We start from the raw sequence: 25,272 nt of genomic DNA, 5'->3' as shown, positions 1-25,272 counted from the left end.
TTGTCTGTGACGACGCCGAAAGGCCCGCAACTCGCGGTGCTGCCGACAGCAGCCGAGGATGACATCCGCTCGCGGGTGCAGGTGCTCCAGCCGTCGGGGTGGCCGATGCCGAAGGGCTATGCCAATGGCATGGCCGCTGAGGGGCGCATCGTCGTCACGGGCGGGGTGATCGGCTGGGATGCCGAAGAGCGTCTTGCCGACGGCTTTGTCGCGCAGGTGGGGCAGACCTTGAGCAACATCGCCGCGATCTTGGCCGAGGCAGGCGCGAGGCCCGAGCACCTCGTGCGGTTGACCTGGTATGTCGTCGACATGGACGAGTACCTGTCCAACCTGAAGGAGCTCGGCAAGGTCTACCGTGCCATCTTCGGCGCAAATTACCCGGCGATGGCGCTGGTGCAGGTGGTGCGCCTCGTGGAGAAGGCGGCGCGCGTCGAGATCGAGGCCACCGCCGTCATTCCGCGCTGAATCGCGTCCGGTTCAGCTCGCCTTGTCAGCTGGCCTTGGCGAGCTCGTCGTCCTCGGGCGAGTTCAGATAGACGCCCGACATGGTGTCGACCCAGCACAGATGGTCGTGCACCTTCTTCACGCCGTCGACGTTCTCGGCGGCCACCATCGCAGCCTGCCGCGTGCGCTCTTCGGTGATGACGCCGCTGAGGTGAACGATGCCGTCGCGGACGATGACGTTCAGCCCGAACGGGCACCAGTCGTTCTTCTCCATGGTGTCGATGATGCGGCTGCGAATGTGGTCGTCATCCGCCGTCGGATCCCGCACTTCGCGGGCGAGCCCCGCCACCGCCTGCAGCAGATTGGCGCGGGATACGATCCCGACGACCTTGTCGCCGCGCACCACCGGCAGCCGCTTCACGTTGTTCCGCTCCATGAGGTCGACGATCTCGGCGAGCGCCGTATCCTCCGTGATGGTGACGACCGTGTCGGTCATCACCTCCGCGACCTTGCGGCCGTGCTCGTGGACGAAATCGCTGGCCGACTTGCCCGGACCAAGGATGAACCGCAGCCAGCGTCCGCGCTTGCGCCCGGTGCCGATTTCGCTGCGGCGGATGAAATCTCCTTCCGACACGACGCCGACCAGCTTGCCGGTATCGTCGACCACCGTGAGACCGCTGACATGCCGCTTCAGCATGATATTTGCCGCCTCGACGATGCTTGTGTCGGGGGTAACCGAGATGACCGACCGGGTCATGATCTGGTGGGCGCGCATGGACAACTCCGCTGGCTCTATCGAAATTCAATGCGCGAAAACTAGCGCGGACATCAGGGTGCGGCTTGACTCAGGTCAATCGGACGAGGCCCGTCCGTCCTGATTAAGCAATCGTGATCCGCGCCCCGGATTTGATGCAGCTCAACGCCTCTGCGAAGCCTCGTCATATCCTGCTGCCGACCTAGACCAGAAGCCCCTCGGGAACATTGAGCCATGAGCGTCGTGCAGATCTTTCCACGGGCCGAAGTGCCGGCGGCGCAGGCTCTTCCCGTCAATCCCGTCGCTGCTCCCGAAGCCTCGACGGTGAGCCCCGAAACACCCGCCGGAATGCCTGCCGCCGATCCGCCGCCTGCATCGGAGCCATATCCTCTCGACCGCGCATTTCACGCGATGCTGGCGCGATTCACAGGCGGGATTTCGCCGCTGGCCTTGTCGCTGGCCTGGCTCGACTGGAGTTCGCATCTGGCTGCGGCGCCGCAGCGCCAGATGGAGATTGTCCGCAGCATTCTGCGCGACACCGGCCGGCTGGCGGAAGCCGCCGCGCACGCGGCGTCACCGGAGCAAAAGCCGTGGTCTGTGATCCAGCCGCAGGGACGCGATCGCCGCTTCAGCGGACCGCAATGGGAGACCGCGCCGTTCAATCTGTTGGCGCAGGCATTTCTGCTCACAGAGCGCTGGTGGCGGGATGCGGCGACCGGCGTGCGCGGCGTGTCGCACGCCAATGAGGCCATTGTCGAGTTCTCGATGCGCCAGATGCTTGACATGCTGGCGCCGTCGAATTTCGCGGCGACAAATCCGAAAGTCCTGGAGAAGGCGTTCCAGAGCGGCGGCGAGAACTTTGTCTTCGGTTGGCAGAACTGGTGCAGTGACTTGATGCGCCTGCTGTCCGCCTCGAAACTGGCGGACGGCGAGCAGTTTGTGGTCGGCAGGTCGGTGGCGGCGTCGCCCGGCAAGGTCGTCTACCGTAACGCGCTGATCGAGCTGATCCAATACCATCCGACCACGGCGCAGGTGCGACCAGAGCCGATCCTGATCGTGCCGGCCTGGATCATGAAGTACTACATCCTCGATCTCTCGCCGCAGAACTCGCTGGTCAGATATCTGACCGGTCAGGGTTTCACCGTGTTCGCGATCTCCTGGCGCAACCCGGATGCGACGGATCGGGATCTCGCCTTCGACGACTATCGCAGGCTGGGGGTCATGGCGGCGCTGGACATGATCGGCCGCGTTATGCCGGGTCGGAAGACCCATGCGCTCGGCTATTGTCTGGGAGGTACATTGCTGTCGATCGCTGCCGCCGCGATGGAGCGCGACGGTGATAAGCGCCTTGGCACCGTTACTCTCCTTGCCGCCCAGACAGACTTCACCGAGGCCGGAGAGCTGACGCTCTTCATCAATGAGAGCCAGGTCGCCTTTCTCGAAGACATGATGTGGCAGCGCGGTTACCTCGACACGACCCAGATGGCCGGCGCCTTTCAGCTGCTGCGCTCCAACGAGTTGATCTGGTCGCGGCTGTCGCAGGACTATCTGATGGGTGAGGGCGCGCCACCGAGCGATCTGATGGCGTGGAACGCGGACGCAACGCGGCTGCCTTACCGCATGCATTCGGAATATCTGCGAAAGCTGTTCCTCGACAACGATCTGGCCGGCGGGCGCTATCACGTCGGCGGCAGGAACGTTTCGCTGTCCGATCTTCACGCCCCGATGTTCGTGGTCGGCACGCTGGCCGATCACGTCGCGCCGTGGCGATCGGTCTACAAGATTCACTATCAGGTCGATGCCGACGTGACGTTCCTGTTGACCAGCGGCGGTCACAATGCCGGCGTCGTCGCGCCTCCCGACGAGCCCGGCCACAGCTATCAAGTGCTGAGCAAGGCCGAGGACGCGCCCTATGTCGGTGCGGACGAGTGGCTGAAGCTGGCTCCGCGCGTTGAAGGGTCGTGGTGGCCGGAATGGACCAAATGGCTGGCGGCGCGCTCCGGTGCGCCCTGCGATCCGCCACCGATCGGGCTTGGAGACGCTCCCGGCCTGCCCGATGCGCCAGGGGACTACGTCCACACTTAAACCTCCGGCTCGGAATTCGGTGCGAGGTCCGAGGAGCGGAAGGGTTTGGTCTTGTCCAGTTTGCGGTAGGCCGTTGACGCCGTCCGCAACAGCTTCTTTTCCCGTTTGCGGTTGCGGAATCGATTGCCGGCTTCGAGGCCGGCGCCGTTCAACGACGCCGCCAGCGCCTGTCCCCGCGCATCGTCGTTCAATCGTCCGAGCGACCGTTGCGCTTTGCGCAATTTCTTGAGGATGGATTTCTGTTTCGTCAGCGATTCATCGGCGAACAGGTCCTGGAGCGACTCGATCGAATAAGTCAGCCGCTTGTTGAGAATCCGCAGCTTGTGGCGTTTTTCGACGTCGAGCTTGCGGAGTTTTCGCGCCTTCTTGAGCAGCGCCGTTTCCCACTCGGTCAGCCGCTCCGTCGCGTGATAGGCGAGCGTGCAGCGGCGCAATCGTATGGCTTCCTTGCTGCGCCGGGTCGACCAGGGGCCGCTCTCGATCCAGGTCGAGGTCTGCTCGACAAGGCGGCGATACCGCGCGGATTGCAGCGCGCGCGCCAGCAGGCGGTGGCTCTCGGCGCGCTTTTCGTCCCAACACTGAAGCTCGGCGACCACCGCGAGATTGTCGCCACTCTCGGCGACGATCCGCTCGATCGCCACGTCGAGATCCCGTACCATGCCGAGCTGACCGTTCAGCCATTTTAGCTCGGTCCAGACCTTCGGGCGAAGGGCGTCGTCGACTATCGGCGAGAAGAAGCGGATGGCTGTTCGCAGATGCGTCAATGCGATCCGGATCTGGTGCAGCGCGTCGGGATCGCCGCGGCAGGTGCCGTCATGCTGGGCGAGCACGGCATCGAGGTGACGGCGCGCGATGATGCGGAACGCCGTATCGCAGGCCATGCCGGGGCTGAGGCGGCCGGGCAGGGCATTGCGCCGCGCCGCCGGCGTGGCGCGAACGGCCGTCGAGGTCGTGGTGGGTCGCGCCATCTTTGTCCGCGCCAATCAGATTGCCTTATTTGCTTTCAGCGATCGCGTCCCAGCAGTTCTGGAGCGTCTGCGCTTGTGTCCCGGATGCATCGATGGTCGCCCAGCCGACGTGACCGATATTATAGTGCTCTTGCTGCGCAGCAACCTCTTGCGTGGCGTCGGATGCGTCTCCCCGGCGACTTCCGATCCGCATCTGCCGGGTCGCGAGGTCCGCAACCAGGAACAGGCCGTTCAGGGGCACATTGCGCTCCCGCGCCAGTGTGGCGATCGCGTCCCGTTCGTCCTCGCGGGCGAATACGCCGTCGATGATCGCCGAATGGCCCTGCGCCAGCACCCGCCGGGCATGCTGAGCCAGCGTGGCGTAGACGCGGGCGGCGTGCTCCGGCGTGTAGGCGGACGGCGGCAGGCGGTGCGTGTCCTCGACCCCGAACATCTGCTTGCGGACGAGGTCGCTGCGCAGCACGACGGCTCCCGGGGCGGGTGCGACGACGGGGGCGAGCGCGTGTGCCAAAACCGTCTTGCCGGTGCCTGACAGGCCGCCGACCGCAATCAGGCGCGGGGCGGGAGGATGGAGCAGCGTCCTGGCGAGGTCAAAATAACGCTGTGCCTGGTCAAGGATGCCGGCGTCATCGGAATGCGGCGGCTTCAGCCGTGCCAGGGCTACCTGGGCGCGGATCGCCGCCCGGATGGACATCAACAGCGGCAGGGCCGAGAGCGCGTCGAGATTGTCGGCCGGCGTCACGGCGAGATAGCGGTTCAGGACGATGTTGGCCGCATCTGGCTGATCGTGGTGCAACAGGTCCATCAGCGTGAATGCGAGATCGTAAAGCACGTCGACGGTTGCCATCTGCGCATCGAACTCGATGGCGTCGAACAGCACCGGCCGGTCGTCGATCAGAACGATGTTTGCGAGATGCAGATCGCCATGGCAGCGGCGCACGAAGCCTTGACGGCCGCGCTCTGCGAGCAGCGGACGAACACGCAAAAATGCCTCGTGGGAGGCTTTGCCTAGCTTGTCGACGTCTGCCGCGTTGAAATGGCCGCCGGTCCGCAGGCCGTGACTGTTGCCGTGGATCAGGGCGGGGATGGAGGCGACCCATGCGTCGCCGTCGGCGCGTGTCGCCGCGCCGTGGGAAGCGACGATCGCGTCGGCGGCAGCCGAGGCAAGGGCTGCATCCAGCGGGCCGGCCTTTGCCAGATGATCGAGCGTCCGGTTTTCGTCGAAGCGCGCCATCTCCACCGCATACTCGATCGGCCGGCCGGGACCGTCGACCTGCACCGAGCCGTCCGCCTCCTCGGTGATCGCCACGACCCGGTGGTAGATCTGCGGCGCCAGCGGCCGGTTGATCCGGATTTCCTCCTCGCAGGCCGCCTTGCGCTTCTCGAGCGTCGAATAATCGAGGAAGGGAAACTGCACGGCGCGCTTGATCTTCAACGCGCGCTTGCCGTCGAGGAACACGGAAGCTGCGTGCGTATCGATCCGCCTCACGTCAGGATGCACGGCAGAATCGGTTAGAGCCGCAAAGATCCGGTCCTGGGTCGCAGAATCGTTTGTCATTCCCGCTGGCACATCCAGATGCGTCGGAAGGCGGCCCGTCCGCCGACCAAGGTAATCCTTAGAAGCAGATCGCGGCCAGTCCTTGACGTCGGTTAACGCCAGTTACTGATGGACTGGACGACGTTTTCTTGGCTTGACGAGGATCAAGCCTCTCGACCAAAGCCGGCCTATTGTGGCGGCCAAGGAGAATCCCGATGCCCATCAAGGATGTCTTTCTGCCGCTTGTCGGCCAGCCGCGCGGATCGGCCCTGGTTGCGATCGAGAAATGTGTGGCCGTCGCCGCCGACCTCGGCGCCAGGATCACGGCGCTCGCGCTCGAGGAAGACGTTTTCGAGCGGCCGAAAGTGATGCTGCCTCATGACCGCGATTCCGCGGAGGCCGTCAGTTCGTGTGAGGCGAACGACACGAAGCAGCTCCTCGATGCCTTCACCAATGCGGCGTCCCGCGCCAACATTCGCGCCCAGAGCCGAACGGGCAAGGTGCCGGCGGACGAGATCGCGGCGATCCTGGCCGAGCATGCCCGTTTCAGCGATCTCACGCTGTTTCCCGTGAAGCCGCACGACAGCCGAACGGAGCACATCATCGAAACTTTCCTGTTCGAATCCGGGCGGCCGCTGCTGCTCTGCCCGGAGCAGCATGCGGAGCAGTTGCGGCCGGAATTCGAGAACGTCATGATCGCCTGGGATCATTCTGCCCGCGCTGCGCGTGCGGTCGGCGACGCCTTGCCGATTCTTCAGGCTGCCAGCGTGGTCCGTGTGGTGACGGTAACGCAAGACAGGGATGACGCAGTCGTGCAATCCGGCGCGGCTCTCGTCGATCATCTCAGGGAACACGGGGTCTATGCCTCCTTCGAAACGGTGACCGGCAACGGCAGCTCGATCGGCAAGGTGCTGGGAAGCTGGGCGAATTCCCACGGCATGGATGCGATCGTGATGGGCGCCTACCATCATTCACGCCTGAACGAGATCGTGTGGGGCGGTGTGACAAAGACCGTCATTGGCCAGCCACCGTGCTGGGTTATGATCTCGCACTAGGCTCGCCATCTTCCCAGCCTGATCGTCAACCATCGGAACCGCCGCTGATCCGGCGCATTTGCTTTCATGTCAACCTATCGTCTCAACAATCTGCTGGCGCCGCGTTCGGTTGCGCTCGTCGGCGCGAGCGCCCGTCCGGTCTCCGTTGGACGCGCCGTTCTGGAAAACATCCACAAGACCGAATTCAAGGGGCGGTTCGGCCTCGTCAATCCACGCCATGCCGAAATCGGCGGCGTCGCCGCGGTGAAAAACCTGGACGGCTTGGACTTCGTGCCCGAGCTCGTGGTCATCACCGCGCCGGCGCGCGAGATTCCCGGTATCATCGACCAGGCCGGGCGTCGCGGCTCGGCGGGCGCGCTGATCGTCTCGGCCGGGCTCGGCCACGGACCGGGATCTCTGCACGAGGCTGCAATCGCGGCGGCCCGCAAATACGGCATGCGGCTGATCGGACCGAACTGCCTCGGCATCATGATGCCCGGGGTCAGCCTGAATGCCAGCTTTGCCGCACACATGCCGGGGGCAGGCAGCCTCGCGCTGATCTCGCAATCGGGCGCGATCGCTGCCGGCATGGTCGACTGGGCTGCGCAGCGCGGCGTCGGCTTTTCCGGCATCGTCTCGATCGGCGATCAGATCGACGTCGATATCGCCGATCTGCTCGACTATTTCGCGATGGATCACAAGACCCGTGCGATCCTGCTCTACATCGAATCCATCAAGGATGCGCGCAAGTTCATGTCGGCGGCGCGTGCCGCCGCACGCGTAAAGCCCGTCGTCGTGGTGAAATCCGGCCGCATGGCGCAGGGCGCAAGGGCGGCCGCCACGCATACCGGCGCGCTCGCCGGCGCGGACGCGGTCTATGACGCGGCGTTCCGCCGCGCGGGTGTCCTGCGCGTCTCAGATCTGCGTGAGCTGTTCGATTGCGCCGAGACGCTCGGCCGCGTCGAATCTCCGACGGGAAAGCGTCTCGCCATCCTGACCAACGGTGGCGGCATCGGCGTCCTCGCCGTCGATCGCTTGGTCGAGCTCGGCGGAATTCCGGCGACCATCTCTGCGGAGGCTCGCAAGACGCTCGATGCGGCGCTGCCACCGACCTGGTCCGGTGCAAATCCCGTCGACATCGTGGGCGATGCCGACGCCTCGCGCTACGCGGCCGCGCTGGAGGTGCTGCTGGCCGATCGCGACAATGATGCGGTCCTGGTCCTCAACGTGCAAACGGCGATCGCCTCGGCCGCCGATATCGCCACGACCGTGACCGAGATCGTCGGCAAATATCGCGAGCAGCACCGCCGATGGGCCAAGCCCGTATTGGCGGCCTGGGTCGGTGCCGATCAGCACATCATTCAGGCCCTTTCCGGTGCCGGTATGCCGAACTATCCGACCGAGGACGACGCCGTGCGCGGATTCATGCATCTGGTCCGGCACCGTGAAGTGGTGGAGGAGCTGAGCCAGGTTCCTCCCGCGATGCCCGATACGTTCGTACCGGATGCCCGGGGGGCGAGGCAGATTGTCACCGCCGCGATTGCTGATGGCCGCGAGTGGCTCGAGCCTGTCGAGATCAAGCACCTGCTCGAGGCCTACGACATCGCGATGGTGCCGACCTATGCGGCGGCCGATGTCGAGCAGGCGGTGGCCTATGCGAAGGAAATCTTCGCGCAGGGCGGCACCGTGGTGCTGAAGATCATGTCGCGGGACATCATCCACAAATCCGATGTCGGCGGCGTCGTGCTCAATCTGACGACGCCGGAGGCCGTGCGAGCCGCCACCTCCGATATCCTCGCCCGGGCGAGAAAGCTGCGGCCCGAGGCCCGCATCGGCGGGGTCATCGTCCAGGCGATGGTCGTCAAGGCGAAGGCGCGCGAGCTGATTCTGGGCCTCGCCGACGATCCCACTTTCGGCACCGTCGTGGTGTTCGGCCGCGGTGGCACGGCGGTGGAGATCATCAACGACAAGGCGCTGGCGCTGCCGCCGCTGGACTTGCAGCTCGCCCGCGATTTGATCGACCGCACGCGCGTGTCACGGTTGCTAAAAGCCTATCGTGATGTGCCGGCGGTCAAGCAGGACGCCGTGGCCATGGTGCTGGTCAAGCTGGCGCAGATGGCGGCCGACATTCCCGAGATCCGCGAATTCGACATCAATCCGCTGCTGGCGGACGAAACCGGCGTGACCGCGGTCGACGCTCGCGTTGCGGTCGGCCCGCCGCAGCGGAAGTTTGTCGGCTCCGGCCCGGCCAATTTCGCCGTTCGCGCCTATCCTTCGCAATGGGAGCGCCGCCTCAAGCTCAAGGATGACTGGCGCATCTTCGTGCGTCCCATGCGCCCCGAGGACGAGCCGACCATCCACGAATTCCTGCGTCACGTCACGCCGCACGACCTTCGCCTGCGTTTCTTCGCACCGATGAAGGAGTTTACCCACGAGTTCATCGCGCGCCTGACCCAGCTCGATTATGCGCGCGCGATGGCGTTCATCGCCTTTGATGAGGCCACCGGCGAAATGGTCGGCGTGGTCAGGCTCCATTCGGATTCGATCTACGAGAGCGGCGAATACGCGATCCTGCTGCGGTCCGACCTCAAGGGCAGGGGGCTCGGCTGGGCGCTCATGCAGCTCATCATCAACTACGCCAAGTCGGAGGGGCTGAAAGTCATCTCGGGCGACGTGCTCAAGGAGAACACTGTGATGCTCGAAATGTGCCGGCAGCTCGGCTTCGAGGTCAAGCCCGATCCGGCCGAGCCCGATATCTGCGACGTCAAATTAAAGCTCTGAGCGCGCCTGCTTCAGGAGCGCGCTTCAGCCGAATTCGCCGCGGCGGATGACTTGGCCGCCGTCCGCAGGTTCCTGATGATGATCGCGATCAAGGGCACCAGCACCGGCACGATCGTGCTGAGCGGATGATGCACCGCGCCCGACACCTGGGCCTGAAGCGCACGCGCCTCGAGCTGAAGGGCTTCGATGGAGGTGTCGTGAATTTCGTTGGCGAGCTCGATGTCGCGGCCTGACGGAGCCCGGCCGGCGATCGCGAAGAGAGCGGCCGCGATGGCGAAATTGACGGCGCCGAGGATGGCCGCCGCGGCAATCGCACTCCAGATCTGCACCAGCGCGAAATAGGCCGACAGCTCCAGCATCAGCAGCCCGAACGCCGCGATCAGCGCCGCAAAGGCACGCAAGCCGAGGCCAACAAGCAGATGGCGCAGCCTGATGTCCGCGATGATCCTGTCGGTGCGCCACAGCGCGCGTAGATGTTTGACCACATTCTCGGTATTCACCTAATGTCTCCTCAGCATGAAGCCGACAACGACGCCGAGCGCGAAGGCGGAGGCGAGCGACGTGATCGGACGCTCCGCTATGAGACCCTGGAGCTGCGCCTGCTCTTCGTCCACGGTCTCGCCGAGTTCGGTCAGCGCGGCACGGATCTGATCGGCGAGCGCCTCGGCGCGGTCCTTCGAGCTCTCGAACATCTCCTCGCCGGCGGTGCTCAGCAAGCGTGTGACGTCAACCTTCAGTGCCCGCAATTCTTCGCTCATCCTGTCGCTGTCGAACATGGACTCTTACCCCCATTGAATGAAAGCGAGCCTAAGGCGCACCTGTGCGTTCGCGCTTGATTTGCCTCAAGCGGTGGCCGCAGTCCGGGTCTTGAGACAGGTCAAGCCGGCCGCCATATGCTGGCCTAGAAATGCCGTCTGAATGGGGACCGATTGTCCCGATGAGGTGGAAGCGTGAACCACGAACCGCTGTTGCTCGCGACGCCATCCGGCGACGTGCTGAACCTGCGCCCCGAAGGGCCCTGGACCGCCGCGAATGTGGTCACGCTCGAGACATTGTCCCGGTCGGTCGGTGCCGACGTCGATCGCTCGCGCGTCGTCACCCTGGACATGTCGGGCGTCAGTGCGCTCGACACGCTCGGTGCCTGGGTCCTGGAAAAATTGTCGCGCAGGGCCGCAGCATCGGGCAGATCGGCCGAATTCGTCGGCGTCGCCGATCATTTCAGCGGGCTGCTGGATGAGGTGCGCCAGGTCAACCGCCACACGCCGGCCCCGACGGCTGCGCCCAATCCGGTGCTGGCGAGGCTGGGCGATCTTGGCAAGTCCACGGCCGATGCGCGGGAAGACATCACGATCTTCCTCCAGATGCTCGGCGCATTGTTCATGGCCGTGATCGGCGTGCTGCGCCGGCCGCGTTCGCTGCGGCTGACCTCGCTGGTGTATCAGCTCTACCGCATCGGGTGGCAGGCGATCCCCATCGTCGCGCTGATCACCTTCCTGATCGGCGCCATCATCGCGCAGCAGGGCTTCTTCCACTTCCGCAGGTTCGGCGCGGAATCCTACACCGTCGACATGGTCGGCATCCTTGTGCTGCGTGAGCTCGGCGTGCTGATCGTCGCTATCATGGTCGCGGGACGGTCGGGAAGCGCCTACACTGCCGAGCTCGGCTCGATGAAGATGCGCGAGGAGATCGACGCGCTCTCGACCATGGGGCTCGATCCCGTCGAGGTCCTGATCCTGCCGCGCGTTGCGGCCCTGGTCATTGCGCTGCCGATCCTCACCTTCCTCGGATCGATCGCCGCGCTCTATGGCGGCGGTCTCGTCGCGCAGTTCTATGGCGACATGGGGCCGGCGATCTACATCGCCCGGCTGCACGAGGCGATCTCAGTCACCCATTTTGAGGTGGGCATCCTGAAGGCGCCGTTCATGGCGCTGGTGATCGGAATCGTGGCCTGCAGCGAGGGATTGCGGGTCAAGGGCAGCGCGGAATCGCTCGGGCGGCAAACGACGACGTCGGTGGTGAAGTCGATCTTCCTGGTGATCGTGCTCGACGGCCTGTTCGCGATCTTCTTTGCCTCGATCGGAATGTGACGATGGACGCATCGCAGGACCAGTTCGCGATCCGCGTCCGTGACCTCGTGGTCGGATTCGGCCGCCAGACCGTGCTCGACCATTTGTCCCTCGACGTCCGCCGCGGCGAGATTCTCGGGCTGGTGGGGGCGTCCGGCGGCGGCAAGTCGGTGCTGATGCGCACCATCATCGGCCTCATCCCGCGCCAAGGCGGGACCATCGAGGTCATGGGGCAGCCCACCGGCGGCCACGGCCGCGGCGCAGCCACGACATGGGGCATCCTGTTCCAGCAAGGTGCGCTGTTCTCCTCGCTGACGGTCCGCCAGAACGTCCAGTTTCCCTTGCGCGAAAATCTCGTCCTGTCGCAGGAGCTGATGGACGAGATCGCGATCGCCAAGCTCGAGATGGTCGGCTTGCGCGCCCAGGACGCCGACAAATATCCGGCGGAGCTGTCGGGCGGCATGACCAAGCGCGTGGCGCTGGCGCGCGCCCTCGCGCTCGATCCGCCGATCCTGTTCCTGGACGAGCCGACCTCCGGCCTCGATCCGATCGCCGCCGGCGATTTCGACGCGCTGATCACGACGCTGCAAAAGACGCTGGGGCTGACCGTGTTCATGGTGACCCACGACCTTGCGAGCCTGACCACGGTCTGCGACCGCGTCGCCGCCCTCGCCGACGGCAAGATCGTGGCGATCGGCCCGATGCGCGAATTGCTGCAATCCGAGCATCCCTGGGTGCGCGCCTATTTCCACGGCAAGCGCTCGCAGATGCTGCAACACGAGATGAGATGAGACATGGAAACCCGCGCTCCCTACGTGCTGATCGGCAGTTTCGTGCTGGCCGCGATCCTCGCGGTGTTCGGCTTCGTCTACTGGCTGAACAACACCGGCGGCATCGGGCCGCGCACGAACTATCATGTGCAATTCCAGGGGCCGGTCCCGGGCCTCCTGGTCGGCGCCGGCGTGCTGTTCAACGGCATCCGCGTCGGTGAGGTGACCCAGCTCGGGCTCGCGCCGGATAACCCGCGCTTCGTCAATGCGACGATCTCGGTTGCGACCGCCACCCCGGTGCGTTCCGACACCAGGGTCGGCCTCGAATTCCAGGGCCTGACCGGCGTGCCGGTGGTGACGTTGGAGGGCGGCGCGATCGTCGCCAAAGCAGGCGAGCCCGTGACCTTGATCGCGGAGGCCGGCGCCGGCCAGAGCATGACGCAGGCGGCGCGCGATGCGCTGCGGCGGGTCGACACGGTGCTCCAGGACAATTCCGGCCCACTGAAGGACACCATCGCGAATTTCAAGACGTTCTCCGACGGGCTCGCGCGCAACACCGGCAAGCTCGACGGCATTATTGCGGGCCTGGAGAAGATGACCGGCGGTGGGGCGCCCGCGCAGAAAATTACCTACGACCTGCGTACGCCGAAGAATCTCGGGCCGGCCGGCAAGACGCTCTCCGCCTCCCTGGCCATTCCCGAGCCGACCGCGGTCGCAATGCTGCAGACCCAGCGCATGCTGTTCGCGCCCGTCGGGGACCGGCCGGGTTTTGCGGATTTTCTCTGGGCCGACAGCATTCCGAAACTGGTGCAGGCGCGCCTGATCGACAGCTTCGAGAATTACGACATCGCCCACGCCCCGCTACGCACGAGCGATCTCGGTCAGGCGGATTACCAGCTCCTGATCGACATCCGGCGCTTTCGGATCGCCACGGAGGGCGAGGCACGGGTGGAGATCGAACTCTCGGCGCGGATCGTTGACAAGAACGGCAAGGTGGTGGCATCCCGACTGGTCGAGACCAGCGAAAAGCTCGACAAGGTCGAGCCGGCCGCTGCAGTCGCCGCCTTCGATGCAGCCTTTGCCCGCATCGCCAAGGAGCTGATCGGGTGGAGCGTGCAGGCGGTGTGACGCCTTCTATTCCAACGTCTTCAGGTAGGACAGGAGATCGTGGATCTGGTCCGGACTGAGCTCGAAGGCCGGCATGTCGTCGTGACCGGTGTAGATCCCTTCGGCCAGCGCCTCACCAAGGGTCTCGATCGGATAACGCTGGTGCAGCGTGCGCAGCGGAGGCGCGCGCTCGAGCGGACTGCGGGAGACGCGGTCGATCGCGTGACAGCGTGCGCAATTGGCCCGTGCGAAGGCCTTGCCGCGCTGTTCGGCGGTCGGGGCCGCCAGCGCCGGCATCATCAGAAGTAGCCCGATCAGGCAGTGACGCAGGGCGGCTTGCAGCATGGAAAATGATCCCGTCGAACTCTGGACGCAGAATATGACGGGGACGCCGCTCAAATTTGATCTCTGTCAATTGGCTTTGGCGCAGTGCAGTAAAATGCACCCGCGCGGTGGACTCGGCCTGGTGTCGGGAGCAGCCGGCGCGGGGAGCGGTGGATGAAGCCTTCCGTGGTCACGATCGAGCCGAACGGCCATTTCTGCAGCGATTGCGCCGTACGTGGAGCGGCGGTCTGTTCGTCGCTGGATGCGGCCGAGCTCAGGGAATTCGAGCATCTCGGACGCCGCGTTCATTTTGACTCCGGCGAGACCGTGTTCTCCGAGGAGGACATCACGACCTCGTTCTACAACGTCCTCGAAGGCGTCATGCGGCTGTACAAGCTGCTGCCCGACGGCCGGCGGCAGATCGTCGGTTTTGCCTTGCCTGGCGATTTCCTCGGGATGAACATATCGGGTCGGCACAATTTTTCGGCCGATGCGATCGGCGCGGTGACCGTCTGCCAGTTCGCCAAGGCGCCGTTCGGCCGATTCATCGAAGACCGGCCGCTTCTACTCAGGCGGATCAACGAGCTGGCTATCCGCGAATTGAGCCAGGCGCGCGACCATATGGTCCTGCTCGGCCGCCGCTCGGCCGACGAGAAGGTCGCGACCTTTCTGCTCGGCTGGCGGGAACGGCAGGTCGCGCTCAAGGGGCTGTCCGACACCGTTCCGCTTCCGATGAGCCGTCAGGACATCGCCGACTATCTAGGTCTGACCATCGAAACCGTCAGTCGCACCTTCACCAAGCTGGAGCGTCACGGTGTGATCGAGATCATTCACGGCGGCATCAGCCTGCTCGATCCTGCCCGTGCCGAGGCGCTGGCCGCAGCCTGATAGTCCGTCCAAATTTTTGATCTCGATCAATGACACCGGGCGGCTGCAGCAAATAATGCTCCAACAATCCGGGAGGTGCATGATGCCCGCTGATGCGTTGCTGGTGACCATCGTCGTCGTCGCGATCTTCGTCGCATTCGCCGCAGCTCTGGCCTGGGCAGACCGGCAAACCAGTGCAGGCCGGCTCGATCCGGATTCCAAGCGCTGACCTCCTGAGGTCTTGATCCGCTCAGACCCGCCAACCGCCGACGCTCGGCGGCTTGGCCTTCGCCAGCGCCTCAACGCAAGCGCGGCTTGCGCTGCCTGCAACTCTGCATCGACCGGGCCGCATCGGCGCAGCCTTCGGATGCAGGCTTTCGGCTTGAACGCGGCCTTTTCGCGGCATTTGCCACAAAACGCGCGGGTGCTTTCCGGTTGAAAAGCCTGATAACGTTGACTACGCAGGAACCTCAGTGCCTCGCAGTCTTAGGAGCCCCGCGGCGTGCCTCAGGACAAGACCGGCGACCCCCGACAGTCGGCGGGCAACAAACTATCGGTCCTGCGCAAGCACCCGATCTTCGCGGATCTGGAGCCGGAAGCGCTCGATCAGCTTTGCCGCTACGCCAAGCACACCACCGTGAAGCGCGGCGCGACGATCGCTGCCAAGGGCGATCCGGGCAACAACCTGTTCGCGGTGATCACGGGGACAGTGAAGATTTCCTCCTCGTCGCCCGATGGACGGAACGCCATTCTCAATCTGATCGGTCCCGGAGAAATCTTCGGCGAGATCGCGGTGCTCGACGGCGCTCCCCGGTCGGCCGATGCGACCGCCAACACCAATTGCGAGCTCTACATCATCGATCGCCGGGACTTCCTGCCGTTCGTGAAGAGTCAGCCGGCGCTCGCGATGAAATTCATCGAGCTGCTCTGCGCCCGTCTGCGCTGGACCAGCCAGCAGGTCGAGCAAGTCATCCTCCAGAATCTGCCGGGCCGGCTGGCGAGCGCACTTCTCGGTCTCACCGAGGAGCGCAAGCTCGACTCCGGCAGCGGCACGCTCGCCATCACCCAGCAGGAGATCAGCGAGATGGTGGGGATGACGCGCGAGAGCATCAACAAGCAATTGCGCGCCTGGGCCGGCCGCAACTGGGTTCGCCTCGAGCACGGCGCCATCGTCGTGCTCGATACGGATGCGCTGCGCGAACTCGCCGAGAGCGGTCTCGACGGCGAGTAGTCGCTCCGTCTTAATCCTCGATGATCGCGACCGCGCGGGTCCAGCCCGCAGAGGCGCGTTCGATCTTCACCGGAAAGCATGAGACCGTGAAGCCGGTCGAAGGCAGCTGGTCGAGATTGTGCAGCTTCTCGAGATGGCAATAGCCGATGTGCCGTCCCGCCTTGTGGCCTTCCCAGATCAGGCCGGCATCCTTTGTTTCTGCATATTTCTTCGCGGTGTAGAGGAACGGCGCGTCCCAGCTCCAGCCGTCGGTGCCGGTCAGCCGCACCCCGCGTTCGAGCAGATACATGGTGGCTTCATAGCCCATGCCGCAGCCGGAATTGACGTAGTCGGCCTTGCCGAATTTGGCGCCGGCGCTGGTGTTGACGACCACGATCTCCAGCGGCGACAGCGTGTGCCCGATGCGCTTCAGCTCCTTCTCGACGTCGTCGGCACCAGCCACGTAGCCGTCGGGCAGATGCCGGAAGTCGAGCTTCACGCCGGGCTGAAAGCACCATTCCAGCGGCACCTCGTCGATCGTCCATGACCGCTCGCCGCGGTTCATGGTCGGATGGAAGTGCCAGGGCGCATCGAGATGGGTGCCGTTATGGGTCGACAGCGAGACCTGCTCGACGGCCCAGCCCTGGCCATCGGGCAAATCCTGCGCCTTGAGGCCCTCGAAAAACTGCAGCATGCGGGGCAGGCCCTGCTGGTGATCGATATACTGGATGGTCGGATGGTTGCCCGGCGGATCGGCCGTCACGTCGTTTCTGAGCGGCACCGAGATATCGATCAGCTTCCGCGGCATGGGCATTCCTTCGAGATAGTCCGCTGTTTCGGACATCTTGAGGGGCCTGTCTTGGTCGCGTCAAGTCACGTGCCGGCGACGCAAGCCGTCCCGGCGCTTCCACAACGACGCGAACTGCGCCAGATTGATCGATGCAACTGCTGCATCGATCAATGCCGGATTTGGCTTGGACATGGAATGCCGCGCGCCCTAGGGACGACATTGGCGCTTGACTTCACACCTGAAGGGGAGCGACCCAAGGCGGCGTGCAGCCTGCCGACAACGACATAATCAACCCAGGAGGAAGCCCAGATGAAGACACTCACCGGTATCATCGCAGCCGTTGCATTGGTGCTCTCAGCGCCGCTGGCGACCGCACGCGACTTCCGCTCCGCCGACGTCCATCCCGCAGATTACCCGACCGTCGAGGCCGTCAAGTTCATGGGCAAGCAGCTCGCGGCGGCGAGCGGCGGCAAGCTCGGCGTAAAGGTGTTTCCCAACGGAGCCCTGGGCTCCGAGAAGGACACCATCGAGCAACTCAAGATCGGCGCGCTCGACATGATGCGGATCAACGCATCGCCGCTCAACAATTTCGTGCCGGAAACCATCGCGCTGTGCCTGCCGTTCGTCTTCCGCGACACCCAGCACATGCGCACCGTCCTCGACGGGCCGATCGGCGATGAGATCCTGGCGGCCATGGAGCCCGCAGGCCTGGTCGGCCTTGCCTATTACGACAGCGGCGCCCGGTCCATTTACACCGTGAAGGCGCCGGTCAAGTCGCTCGCGGACCTGAAGGGTCTGAAGATCCGCGTTCAGCAGTCCGATTTGTGGGTCGGCATGATCCAGAGCCTCGGCGCCAACCCGACGCCGATGCCGTATGGCGAGGTTTATACTGCGCTCAAGACCGGCCTCGTGGACGCTGCCGAGAACAACTGGCCTTCCTACGAGTCGTCGCGCCATTTCGAGGCCGCCAAGTTCTACAACATCACCGAGCACTCCCTGGCGCCCGAAGTCCTGGTGATGTCCAAGAAGGTCTGGGACACGCTGAGCAAGGAGGACCAGGCCATGGTCCGCAAGGCGGCCAAGGAATCGGTTCCCGTCATGCGCAAGCTCTGGGACGAGCGTGAGCAGGCGTCCCGCAAGACCGTCGAGGCCGCCGGCGTTCAGGTCGTGACGATCGCCAACAAGGCGGAATTCGTCGATGCGATGAAGCCGGTGTACCAGAAGTTTGCAGGCGACGAGAAGCTGCAGGGCCTCGTCAAGCGTATCCAGGACACGAAGTAGCACCACAGCGTCGGGTCCGGCGTTGCCGCGAAGGCGACACCGGACCCTCGCAAGGAGACGCGGGAATGACAGACCCACACGTCGCAGATCACGAGCAGGGGGCAGTCGTGGCACGCCCGGCGACCGGCTTGCTTTCGCGCGTCAATGCCGTCGTCGCGCGCCTGGGCATGTATCTGTCCGTGAGCGGACTGCTCCTCATCGTCACCGTCGTGTTCTACCAGGTGTTCGGTCGTTACGTGCTCAATTCGAGCCCGACCTGGACGGAGAACCTTGCGCTGGTTCTCATCCTCTACGTCACGCTGATCGGCGCCGCCGTTGGCGTGCGCGATGCCGGACACATCGGGATGGACAGCCTTCTGGTGATGCTGCCGGATCACGCGCGCGAGAAGATCGAGCTCGTCATCCACGTCCTGGTGGCCGGGTTTGGCGTCGCGATGGCCTATAACGGCTGGATTCTCGGCGCATCCGTCGGGACCGTGAAGATCCCCAATCTCGGCCTGCCCGAGGTCATCCGCTATGTCCCGTTGATCGCCTCCGGCGTCCTGATCGTCTCCTTTTCAATCGAGCACATCATTGCTCTCCTGCGCGGCGAAGAGGTCGTCCCCTCATGGAACTGATCATCCTCGGCGCCACCTTCTTCGGCTTCCTGATCCTCGGCGTCCCCGTCGCCTTCGCGATCGGTCTCTCGGCGATCTGCACCATCCTCTACGAGGGTCTGCCGGTCGCCGTCATCTTCCAGCAGATGATGTCGGGGATGAACATCTTCTCGTTCCTTGCCATCCCGTTCTTCGTCTTCAGCGGTGAGCTGATGCTGCATGGCGGCGTCGCCGACAAGATCGTGCAGCTCGCCAAGAATCTCGTCGGTCACATCCGCGGCGGGCTCGGCATGTCGAACGTGGTCGCCTGCACCCTGTTCGGCGGCGTCTCCGGCTCGCCGGTGGCCGACGTATCGGCGATGGGCGCGGTGATGATCCCGATGATGAAAAAAGAGGGGTTCGACACCGACTACGCGGTCAATGTCACGACCCACGCCTCGCTGGTGGGCGCCTTGATGCCGACCAGCCACAACATGATCATTTATGCCCTGGCAGCCGGCGGCAAGGTCTCGATCGGCGCGCTGATCGCCGCAGGCCTCCTGCCGGCAATCGTGCTGATGGTGTGCATGCTGGTCGCCGCCTACGCTGTCGCGGTAAAGCGCGGCTATCCGGCCGGCAAGTTTCCGGGCTGGGCTGAGGTTTTTCGCTCGCTCGCGGCCGCGCTGCCGGGTCTTCTGATCGTCGGCATCATCCTGGCGGGCATCCTGTCCGGCGTCTTCACGGCAACCGAGTCTGCGGCCGTCGCGGTCACCTACACGATGCTGCTGACGTTCTTCATCTACCGCACCATGACCTGGAACAATTTCCTGCGCGCCGCCGCCAAGGCGGTGAAGACGACGGGCGTGGTGCTGCTGCTGATCGGCGTCTCCACCATGTTCCAGTACCTGATGGGGCTCTACGAGGTGGCGGACCTTGCCGGCGACCTGATGAGCAAGGTCTCCACGCAGCCCTGGGTCATCTTCCTGCTCATCAACGTCATCCTGTTCGTGCTCGGCACGTTCATGGACATGGCCGCGACCATTCTGATCTGCACCCCGATCTTCCTGCCGATCGCGATGAAGGCGGGCATGGATCCGGTGCAGTTCGGCATGCTGATGCTGATCAATTGCGCCCTCGGGCTGAACACCCCGCCGGTCGGAACCACCCAGTTCGTGGGCTGCGCCATCGGCGGCATTTCGGTGGGCGCGGTGATGCGCACCATCCTGCCGTTCTACGCCGCGCTGATCGCAGCACTGATGTTCGTGACCTACGTCCCTGCATTCTCGCTGTGGCTGCCCCGCCTGCTGATGGGTTACAAGGGCTAGCAGCTACAGGAGAAGCTATCAGTGACTGACTATCGCAAGCTCTTTGATCTCACCGGCAAGACGGCCGTGGTGCTCGGCGCCGCATCGGGCATCGGCAAATCGTCGGCCGAAGCGCTGGCTGGGCTCGGGGCCCGCGTTGTTTGCGCCGATCGCGCGCTTGACGCCGCGGAGGCGACCGCCGTCGGCATTCGCGACAAGGGCGGCTGGGCTGAAGCAGCCAGCTGTGACGCCGCAAGCGCTGCGGACGTCAATGCGCTGGCCAAAACGGTGATGCAGAAATTTCCGCGGCTCGACATCGCGGTGACGACGCCCGGGCTCAACATCCGCAAGACCATCCTCGACTACACCGAGGAGGATCTCGACCGCGTCCTCAGCCTCAACGTCAAGGGCACGGTGTGGTTCTTCCAGGCCTTCGGCCGCATCATGGTCGCGCAAAAGGGCGGCACCATCATCGCCTGCTCGTCGGTGCGCGCGGTGACCATCGAGCCTGGCCTCGGCGTCTACGGCTCGACCAAGGCGGCGATCGGCCTGCTGGTGAAGGGCTTTGCCTCAGAGGTCGGCCATGCCGGCGTGCGCGTCAACGCGATCGCGCCGAGCATCGCGGAGACCGCGCTGACCGGCCCGTTCAAGCAGCGGCCAGACATCTATAATCTCTACGCCGGCCATACCGTGTTCAACCGCTGGAGCAGCGCCGACGAAGTCGCGACCGCCGTGGCCTATCTCGCTTCGGACGCCGCGAGCTATGTCAGCGGCAGCACGATGTTCGTCGATGGCGGCTGGACCGCCGTCGACGGTCCGCCGACCGGTCTCACCCAGCTGCACAAATAGGGCGTCATCGGCATCTAGCCGGTAAAGCCAGCGCGCTGGCGCAGGTCCTTCCGATCTGCGCCGGTCAGCAACGCGATCAGCGCCGCCGCCTCTTTCGGATGCGCCGCCCGCGCGGTCACGCCGGCCGTGTACATTGTCACGAGTTCGCAGCCGGGGGGCAGCGCCCCCGACAGTGCAATGCCATCTGTCGCGATGATCTCGGTCGCCTGCGTGCATCCGATCGGCCGCGTCGCCGTGGACGCCGCGAGCTCCCGCATCGCGGTTGCACCGTTCGGAAAGATCTTGAGGCGCGATGCCACCTCATAGGCGATGCCGAGCTGGTCCAGCACTTTTGCGAAATGCTGGCCCGCGGTCGAGGCCTTGGTGTCGGGGACGTAGATCGCATCGGCGCTGCGCAGCACCTCGCGCAGATCGGCCTCGGTCTTCACCGTCACCTTGGCATCGCGGCTGCGGACCGCCAGCGCGGTCTCGACCCGGCCGACATCCGTGATCGAGGAGGGGACGATGAGCTTCTCCTCGGCAAGCCTCGCAAGCAGCGCCTGCGTCAGGATCACGAGATCGGCCGGCATGCTCGCGCGCAGCTTGTCCGCCATCACGCCGACCGCACCAAATTCGCCGTCGATACCGAGGCCGGTTTGCGCCTTGAAGGCCTCGGTGACGCCGCGCACCAGGCCTTGTGCCGCGCCTCCGCTCAAAACGTTCATTGTCGTCAAGACGCACGCTCCATCGCTGCAATGATCTTGTCGCGCGTGATCGGCAGGTCGCGCACGCGGACGCCGAGGCAATCGTGAACCGCATTCGCGATCGCCGCCGTCACCGGCCCGTGCGCAGCCTCGCCGGCGCCGACCGGCTCGATCTCCGGGCGCTGGATGATCTCGACATCCACCGCCGGCACCTCGCTGAAGGTCAGGATCGGATAGTCGGTCCAGGACGTCGAGGTGATGCGGGTCCGGTCGAAGCGGACGCGCTCCTTCAGCACCCAGCTCGTGGCCTGGATTGCGCCGCCCTCGATCTGGTTGATCACGCCGTCCGGATTGATGGCCTCGCCGACATCGACGGCGAGCGTCAACCGCCTCACGCTGATATCGTCGGCGCCCTCGATCTCGGCGATGGCAGCGCAATAGGCGCCCGTATTCTTGTAGCGAGCAAAGCCGACGCCGTGTCCGATGCCCGATCGCTTCTGCGGCTTCCACGCGGCGCGCCTCGCCGCGGCGCGGATGACGTCTCTGGCCCGTTCGTCCCGCAGATGCCGCAGACGGAACGCGATCGGATCTTCGCCGCGCAGGGCGGCGATCTCGTCGAGCAGGGACTCGATGGCGAAGACATTGCCTTGGCCGCCCAGCGTCCGCAACGCCGAGGTCCGCACCGGCATGGTCAGCAGCCGGTGGCTCGTGATGGTCCAGCCCGGGAAGTCATAGAGCGGAACGGAGTTGCGGTCGCCGCCGCCGCCATTGGCCGCGGGCGGATTGGTCGAGATCATGCGGGGATGGGGATTGGCGATCTCGGTTGCCGCGAGCAGCGCCGGCTGCGCCGCGCGTCCCGGCCTTGCTGCATGGCCGTTGCTCCAGATCGCATGGCGCCAGCCGGTGATCTCGTTGCCTGCGTCGAGATCGGCCTCGATCTCGATGGCCATCGCCGCCCCAAAGGGCGCGTGGGACATCTCGTCGTGGCGTGACCACTGCACCCGCACCGGACGGCCGCCAGCGGCCTTGGCCAGGAGCACGGCGTCGAGCGCGACGTCGTCGGCCGCGTTGTGCCCATAGCATCCGGCGCCCTCGATGTGCTCGACGACGATGTTCTCGGCCGGCAGCTTGAGGACGATTGCGAGATCGGCGCGCAGCAGGTAGACGCCCTGGCTATGCGTCCAGACATGGACACGATCGCCGTCCCATTGTGCGACGGCGCAGGACGGCGCGATCGAGGCGTGGGCGATGTAGGGGCGGGTGTATTGCCGGCGGAGGGTTTGGGCGGGTTTGTGCGCTGGCCCCGCCGCCTTGGTGTCGATGACGGTGGTCTCGAGCGGTTGGCTCTTCAAAAAGCCCGCCAGATCATCTTCATCCGGCAACGGCTCACCGGCCGACCACGTCGCGCCCTTGCGCAGAGCCTTGAGGGCCGCGTCCGCCGCCGCCTCGTTGTCGGCAACCACGCCGGCAAAGCCGCCGTCGCGGACGATCGCAACGAGGCCGGGGACGGCGCGTGCAGCCTCCTCATTCAGTGCGATCAATTTGGCGCCCGAGATATCCGGCCGCAGCACGCGCCCATGCACCAGTCCCGGCAGCGCAAAGTCGTGAATGAAGCGCGGCCGCGCGAGCACCTTGTCGGGAATGTCGACACGCTGGACCGAGCGTCCGGCGACGGTGCGCCCGGCGGCACTCTTCGCTGTCGGGCCTGCGGTGGCGTCGTGGTCGAGCGAGACCTCGTCCATCAACTCCCAATAGCTGGTCCTGACATTGCCGGGACCCGAGATGGTGCCGTCATCGATATCGAGCCGCGATGCATCGACGCCGAGACGTTCCGATGCCGCGCGAAGGAAGCGCTGGCGGACTTCGGCACAGACCTGGCGCAGCGCGCGGCCGGACTGCTGGATCGAGAGACTGCCCGAGGTGACGCCTTCATTCGGGCTGGTCGCCGTCGAGGCGCGGATCATCGCGATCCTGACGATCTCGACGTCGAGTTCGTCCGCCGCGATCTGCGCCAGTGCCGTGACGATGCCCTGGCCGATCTCGACCTTGCCGGGCGAGATCGCCACACGGCCGTCATCGGTGAATCGCACCCATGACGACAGCTTGGGATTGGCCGCGAGGCTGACCGGCAGCTTCGGGGCAGGAGAGGGCGCGCTCATGACGTCGCCACCTCTGCTGCCGCACGCAACACGGCGCGGACCATGCGGTTGTGCGACCCGCAGCGGCACAGATTGCGATCCAGCGCGGCCCTGACCTCGGCCTCCGTCGGGGACGGATTGCGCTTCAGCAGCGCCGCCGCGCTGATCAGGATCCCCGCGACACAATAGCCGCACTGCATCGCCTGTTCGGCGATGAAGGAGCGCTGCAGCGGATGCGACTGCTCCACTGTCCCGAGGCCTTCCACCGTGACGACGTCCTTGTCCGCGACCGACCACATCGGCATGTCGCATGAGGACATTGCGCGGTCACCGACCATGACATGGCAGGCGCCGCACTCCCCGGCGCCGCAGCCGAAATGCGGCCCAGTGATGCCGAGTTGGCTGCGTAGCACATCAAGCAGCATCTGGTCGGGATCTACATCCACGGCGATCGCCGCGCCGTTGAGCCGGAATTGAACGGAGGGCATGAGCAGTACGGCCTCAGGACTTGTCGAACTTCTTGACGACGTCGGCCCATTTTTCGATGTCGCCGCGCAGGAATTTATCGAACTGCTCCGGCGTCATCGACATGGGCACGGCGCCCTGTTCCGTCCAGAGCTTGACGATGTCGGGCCGCTTCACCATTGCGTTTACGGCTGCATTGAGCTTGTCGATCACGGGCTTGGGTGTTCCCGCGGGCGCCATCAGGCCGAGCCAGATCGTGGCCTCGTGGCCTGCTACACCGGCTTCACCTGATGTCGGCACGTTCGGCAGCACGGTCGAACGCTGCTTGCCTGTCGTGGCGAGCGCGCGCACCTGATTCTCGGCGATGTTCGGCGCCATCGCCGGCACCGCGTCGATCATCATCTGCACCTGTCCGCCGATCACGCCGCTGCGCGCCTCGCCGCTGTTGCGATAGGGCACGTGCACGACATCGATGCCGGCCATGGCTTTGAACAGCTCGCCGGCCATGTGGTAGGGCGTGCCTTGGCCCGAGGAAGCGTAATTCAGCTTGCCCGGCTGCGCCTTGGCGAGCGCGATGAACTCGGCCAGCGTCTTCGCCGGGACCTGCGGGTTCACCACGATGACGAGATCGGAATAATTCACCGGCGCGATCGGCGCGAGGTCGCGCATCAGCTCGTATTTGCGCTTGTCCGCCGTCAGCAGCGATTCATTCGCGGTCTGGGTGTTGGACATCATCAGCAGCGTGTAGCCGTCGGCCGGTGATTTCGCGGCCTCAATGGTGCCGATGACGCCGCCGGCGCCGGTGCGGTTTTCGACCACGAAGGGCTGACCAAAACTCTCCTGGAGCACGTTGGCGATCAGCCGGGCCGCGACGTCGGCCGGCCCGCCCGCGCCGAACGGCACGACGATACGGACCGAATGGCTGGGATAATCCTGCGCGAATGAGGGGGCTGCGGAGAATGCAGCAAGCAGGCCGGCCGCCAATGCCAGCACGGATCTTCGGGCGATCATGCCCACCTCCCTGATATCGTTCTTGTTGGCCGGCACTGTAGCGGCAGGGAATGCGGACTGTCGACGGCTCACAAAGTCGATTGTATCAGGGAATATCGCGCGGTTTTCGGTGTGACTGCGCCGCCTTCGCGCTTGCAGCAGGAACCCGCGGCGCGCGCTTTGAGCAAATCGCATGGGCCGTGCCGGATAAATGCGCTCGGCTGGCTGGTATTTTGGTGTTACGAACTGG

General features: G+C 65.0%; 25 protein-coding genes. 14 read left to right on the top strand and 11 right to left on the bottom strand.

Going from position 1 to position 25,272, the window contains the following annotated elements:
* Nucleotides 1-6: 6 nt before the first annotated feature.
* On the top strand, nt 7-465 hold the full coding sequence (locus GGD61_RS04250; RefSeq protein ID WP_409362450.1) for a RidA family protein: 459 nt from the start codon (nt 7-9) through the stop codon (nt 463-465).
* 25 nt (nt 466-490) lie between these two features.
* Here the strand turns inward: GGD61_RS04250 and GGD61_RS04245 are convergent, their stop codons facing one another.
* Nucleotides 491-1,219 carry a CBS domain-containing protein gene (locus tag GGD61_RS04245; protein ID WP_183230264.1) on the bottom strand — a complete coding sequence of 243 codons (729 nt, stop codon included), beginning with the start codon at nt 1,217-1,219 and terminating at the stop codon, nt 491-493.
* A 213-nt stretch (nt 1,220-1,432) separates the two neighbouring features.
* Between GGD61_RS04245 and GGD61_RS04240 the strand changes: the two genes are divergently transcribed.
* Nucleotides 1,433-3,283: an alpha/beta hydrolase gene (locus GGD61_RS04240; RefSeq protein ID WP_183230262.1), complete on the top strand. Its 1,851-nt coding sequence runs from the start codon at nt 1,433-1,435 to the stop codon at nt 3,281-3,283.
* Here GGD61_RS04240 and GGD61_RS04235 read toward each other — a convergent pair.
* Entirely contained in the window at nt 3,280-4,251 is a 972-nt protein-coding gene (locus GGD61_RS04235; protein ID WP_183230260.1) for a CHAD domain-containing protein, read from the bottom strand. The two genes, GGD61_RS04240 and GGD61_RS04235, sit on opposite strands and share 4 nt — an antisense overlap.
* Before the next feature lie 25 nt (nt 4,252-4,276).
* Nucleotides 4,277-5,809 (bottom strand): bifunctional aminoglycoside phosphotransferase/ATP-binding protein, encoded by a 1,533-nt coding sequence (locus GGD61_RS04230; protein WP_092260894.1) that lies wholly within the window; start codon nt 5,807-5,809, stop codon nt 4,277-4,279.
* Between the two features lie 194 nt (nt 5,810-6,003).
* Here GGD61_RS04230 and GGD61_RS04225 point away from each other — a divergent pair, with 194 nt between their 5' ends.
* On the top strand, nt 6,004-6,843 hold the full coding sequence (locus GGD61_RS04225) for a universal stress protein (protein WP_183230258.1): 840 nt from the start codon (nt 6,004-6,006) through the stop codon (nt 6,841-6,843).
* A 66-nt stretch (nt 6,844-6,909) separates the two neighbouring features.
* Nucleotides 6,910-9,603 (top strand): bifunctional acetate--CoA ligase family protein/GNAT family N-acetyltransferase, encoded by a 2,694-nt coding sequence (locus GGD61_RS04220; RefSeq protein ID WP_183230256.1) that lies wholly within the window; start codon nt 6,910-6,912, stop codon nt 9,601-9,603.
* A gap of 11 nt (nt 9,604-9,614) precedes the next feature.
* Here the strand turns inward: GGD61_RS04220 and GGD61_RS04215 are convergent, their stop codons facing one another.
* A complete protein-coding gene (locus tag GGD61_RS04215) occupies nt 9,615-10,103 on the bottom strand; it encodes a phage holin family protein (RefSeq protein ID WP_183230254.1) in 489 nt (162 codons plus the stop codon).
* Nucleotides 10,104-10,379 (bottom strand): hypothetical protein, encoded by a 276-nt coding sequence (locus GGD61_RS04210; RefSeq protein WP_092260902.1) that lies wholly within the window; start codon nt 10,377-10,379, stop codon nt 10,104-10,106.
* Nucleotides 10,380-10,553: 174 nt separating this feature from the next.
* On the opposite strand from GGD61_RS04210, the gene GGD61_RS04205 reads away from it, so the two are divergent.
* Genes GGD61_RS04205 through GGD61_RS04195 form a run of 3 tightly spaced genes read left to right on the top strand, consistent with a single transcriptional unit; the run spans nt 10,554 to nt 13,567 of the window.
* Entirely contained in the window at nt 10,554-11,690 is a 1,137-nt protein-coding gene (locus GGD61_RS04205) for an ABC transporter permease (RefSeq protein WP_183230252.1), read from the top strand.
* 2 nt (nt 11,691-11,692) lie between these two features.
* A complete protein-coding gene (locus GGD61_RS04200) occupies nt 11,693-12,460 on the top strand; it encodes an ABC transporter ATP-binding protein (protein ID WP_018319256.1) in 768 nt (255 codons plus the stop codon).
* Between the two features lie 3 nt (nt 12,461-12,463).
* Nucleotides 12,464-13,567, top strand: a complete 1,104-nt coding sequence (locus tag GGD61_RS04195) for an ABC-type transport auxiliary lipoprotein family protein (protein ID WP_183230250.1) — start codon at nt 12,464-12,466, stop codon at nt 13,565-13,567.
* A 6-nt stretch (nt 13,568-13,573) separates the two neighbouring features.
* Here GGD61_RS04195 and GGD61_RS04190 read toward each other — a convergent pair whose 3' ends face one another.
* Nucleotides 13,574-13,891, bottom strand: coding sequence for a cytochrome c (locus GGD61_RS04190; RefSeq protein ID WP_183230248.1), 318 nt, complete (start codon nt 13,889-13,891; stop codon nt 13,574-13,576).
* A gap of 153 nt (nt 13,892-14,044) precedes the next feature.
* Between GGD61_RS04190 and GGD61_RS04185 the strand changes: the two genes are divergently transcribed.
* The 3 genes from GGD61_RS04185 to GGD61_RS04180 all read left to right on the top strand — a co-directional run bounded on the left by GGD61_RS04185 (nt 14,045) and on the right by GGD61_RS04180 (nt 15,968).
* Nucleotides 14,045-14,758 carry a helix-turn-helix domain-containing protein gene (locus GGD61_RS04185; RefSeq protein WP_018319258.1) on the top strand — a complete coding sequence of 238 codons (714 nt, stop codon included), beginning with the start codon at nt 14,045-14,047 and terminating at the stop codon, nt 14,756-14,758.
* A 79-nt stretch (nt 14,759-14,837) separates the two neighbouring features.
* Nucleotides 14,838-14,966 (top strand): hypothetical protein, encoded by a 129-nt coding sequence (locus GGD61_RS41195; RefSeq protein WP_283806129.1) that lies wholly within the window; start codon nt 14,838-14,840, stop codon nt 14,964-14,966.
* Nucleotides 14,967-15,239: 273 nt separating this feature from the next.
* On the top strand, nt 15,240-15,968 hold the full coding sequence (locus GGD61_RS04180) for a Crp/Fnr family transcriptional regulator (protein WP_092260910.1): 729 nt from the start codon (nt 15,240-15,242) through the stop codon (nt 15,966-15,968).
* Nucleotides 15,969-15,978: 10 nt separating this feature from the next.
* Here GGD61_RS04180 and GGD61_RS04175 read toward each other — a convergent pair whose 3' ends face one another.
* A complete protein-coding gene (locus GGD61_RS04175; RefSeq protein WP_092261203.1) occupies nt 15,979-16,755 on the bottom strand; it encodes a cyclase family protein in 777 nt (258 codons plus the stop codon).
* Between the two features lie 291 nt (nt 16,756-17,046).
* Between GGD61_RS04175 and GGD61_RS04170 the strand changes: the two genes are divergently transcribed.
* The 4 genes from GGD61_RS04170 to GGD61_RS04155 all read left to right on the top strand — a co-directional run bounded on the left by GGD61_RS04170 (nt 17,047) and on the right by GGD61_RS04155 (nt 20,746).
* The gene (locus GGD61_RS04170) at nt 17,047-18,018 is read left to right on the top strand and encodes a TRAP transporter substrate-binding protein (protein WP_092260912.1); all 972 of its coding nucleotides are present in this window, start codon (nt 17,047-17,049) and stop codon (nt 18,016-18,018) included.
* A gap of 65 nt (nt 18,019-18,083) precedes the next feature.
* Complete coding sequence (locus GGD61_RS04165; RefSeq protein ID WP_092260914.1) at nt 18,084-18,635, top strand: TRAP transporter small permease; 552 nt, start codon at nt 18,084-18,086, stop codon at nt 18,633-18,635.
* Complete coding sequence (locus tag GGD61_RS04160) at nt 18,626-19,918, top strand: TRAP transporter large permease (protein WP_092260916.1); 1,293 nt, start codon at nt 18,626-18,628, stop codon at nt 19,916-19,918. Before GGD61_RS04165 ends, GGD61_RS04160 begins: the two co-directional genes overlap by 10 nt.
* Before the next feature lie 21 nt (nt 19,919-19,939).
* Complete coding sequence (locus GGD61_RS04155) at nt 19,940-20,746, top strand: SDR family NAD(P)-dependent oxidoreductase (RefSeq protein ID WP_092260918.1); 807 nt, start codon at nt 19,940-19,942, stop codon at nt 20,744-20,746.
* 14 nt (nt 20,747-20,760) lie between these two features.
* Here GGD61_RS04155 and GGD61_RS04150 read toward each other — a convergent pair whose 3' ends face one another.
* From GGD61_RS04150 to GGD61_RS04135, 4 genes are read right to left on the bottom strand one after another with little or no spacing between them, the layout of a single operon-like run.
* Nucleotides 20,761-21,459: a substrate-binding domain-containing protein gene (locus tag GGD61_RS04150; protein ID WP_092260920.1), complete on the bottom strand. Its 699-nt coding sequence runs from the start codon at nt 21,457-21,459 to the stop codon at nt 20,761-20,763.
* Nucleotides 21,456-23,588, bottom strand: a complete 2,133-nt coding sequence (locus GGD61_RS04145; protein WP_092260922.1) for a molybdopterin cofactor-binding domain-containing protein — start codon at nt 23,586-23,588, stop codon at nt 21,456-21,458. The genes GGD61_RS04150 and GGD61_RS04145 overlap by 4 nt, the downstream gene beginning before the upstream one ends.
* Nucleotides 23,585-24,055, bottom strand: coding sequence for a (2Fe-2S)-binding protein (locus GGD61_RS04140; protein ID WP_092260924.1), 471 nt, complete (start codon nt 24,053-24,055; stop codon nt 23,585-23,587). The genes GGD61_RS04145 and GGD61_RS04140 overlap by 4 nt, the downstream gene beginning before the upstream one ends.
* Before the next feature lie 13 nt (nt 24,056-24,068).
* Nucleotides 24,069-25,043: a tripartite tricarboxylate transporter substrate binding protein gene (locus tag GGD61_RS04135; RefSeq protein WP_183230247.1), complete on the bottom strand. Its 975-nt coding sequence runs from the start codon at nt 25,041-25,043 to the stop codon at nt 24,069-24,071.
* Between the last annotated feature and the right edge of the window lie 229 nt (nt 25,044-25,272).

This window comes from Bradyrhizobium sp. SBR1B, from assembly GCF_014198205.1.
In the GTDB taxonomy this organism is placed as follows: Bacteria; Pseudomonadota; Alphaproteobacteria; order Rhizobiales; family Xanthobacteraceae; genus Bradyrhizobium.
The sequence above is the reverse complement of the archived record's forward strand: the minus strand, read 5'-3'. Positions and strand labels throughout refer to the sequence as shown.

What these genes read in the sequence shown, in the direction of transcription:
- GGD61_RS04245 (WP_183230264.1), bottom strand. Translation starts at nt 1,219, where the DNA reads ATGCGCGCCCACCAGATCATGACCCGGTCGGTCATCTCGGTTACCCCC.
- GGD61_RS04240 (WP_183230262.1), top strand. Translation starts at nt 1,433, where the DNA reads ATGAGCGTCGTGCAGATCTTTCCACGGGCCGAAGTGCCGGCGGCGCAG.
- GGD61_RS04235 (WP_183230260.1), bottom strand. Translation starts at nt 4,251, where the DNA reads ATGGCGCGACCCACCACGACCTCGACGGCCGTTCGCGCCACGCCGGCG.
- GGD61_RS04230 (WP_092260894.1), bottom strand. Translation starts at nt 5,809, where the DNA reads ATGACAAACGATTCTGCGACCCAGGACCGGATCTTTGCGGCTCTAACC.
- GGD61_RS04225 (WP_183230258.1), top strand. Translation starts at nt 6,004, where the DNA reads ATGCCCATCAAGGATGTCTTTCTGCCGCTTGTCGGCCAGCCGCGCGGA.
- GGD61_RS04220 (WP_183230256.1), top strand. Translation starts at nt 6,910, where the DNA reads ATGTCAACCTATCGTCTCAACAATCTGCTGGCGCCGCGTTCGGTTGCG.
- GGD61_RS04210 (WP_092260902.1), bottom strand. Translation starts at nt 10,379, where the DNA reads ATGTTCGACAGCGACAGGATGAGCGAAGAATTGCGGGCACTGAAGGTT.
- GGD61_RS04200 (WP_018319256.1), top strand. Translation starts at nt 11,693, where the DNA reads ATGGACGCATCGCAGGACCAGTTCGCGATCCGCGTCCGTGACCTCGTG.
- GGD61_RS04195 (WP_183230250.1), top strand. Translation starts at nt 12,464, where the DNA reads ATGGAAACCCGCGCTCCCTACGTGCTGATCGGCAGTTTCGTGCTGGCC.
- GGD61_RS04190 (WP_183230248.1), bottom strand. Translation starts at nt 13,891, where the DNA reads ATGCTGCAAGCCGCCCTGCGTCACTGCCTGATCGGGCTACTTCTGATG.
- GGD61_RS04185 (WP_018319258.1), top strand. Translation starts at nt 14,045, where the DNA reads ATGAAGCCTTCCGTGGTCACGATCGAGCCGAACGGCCATTTCTGCAGC.
- GGD61_RS41195 (WP_283806129.1), top strand. Translation starts at nt 14,838, where the DNA reads ATGATGCCCGCTGATGCGTTGCTGGTGACCATCGTCGTCGTCGCGATC.
- GGD61_RS04175 (WP_092261203.1), bottom strand. Translation starts at nt 16,755, where the DNA reads ATGCCGCGGAAGCTGATCGATATCTCGGTGCCGCTCAGAAACGACGTG.
- GGD61_RS04170 (WP_092260912.1), top strand. Translation starts at nt 17,047, where the DNA reads ATGAAGACACTCACCGGTATCATCGCAGCCGTTGCATTGGTGCTCTCA.
- GGD61_RS04165 (WP_092260914.1), top strand. Translation starts at nt 18,084, where the DNA reads ATGACAGACCCACACGTCGCAGATCACGAGCAGGGGGCAGTCGTGGCA.
- GGD61_RS04160 (WP_092260916.1), top strand. Translation starts at nt 18,626, where the DNA reads ATGGAACTGATCATCCTCGGCGCCACCTTCTTCGGCTTCCTGATCCTC.
- GGD61_RS04145 (WP_092260922.1), bottom strand. Translation starts at nt 23,588, where the DNA reads ATGAGCGCGCCCTCTCCTGCCCCGAAGCTGCCGGTCAGCCTCGCGGCC.
- GGD61_RS04140 (WP_092260924.1), bottom strand. Translation starts at nt 24,055, where the DNA reads ATGCCCTCCGTTCAATTCCGGCTCAACGGCGCGGCGATCGCCGTGGAT.
- GGD61_RS04135 (WP_183230247.1), bottom strand. Translation starts at nt 25,043, where the DNA reads ATGATCGCCCGAAGATCCGTGCTGGCATTGGCGGCCGGCCTGCTTGCT.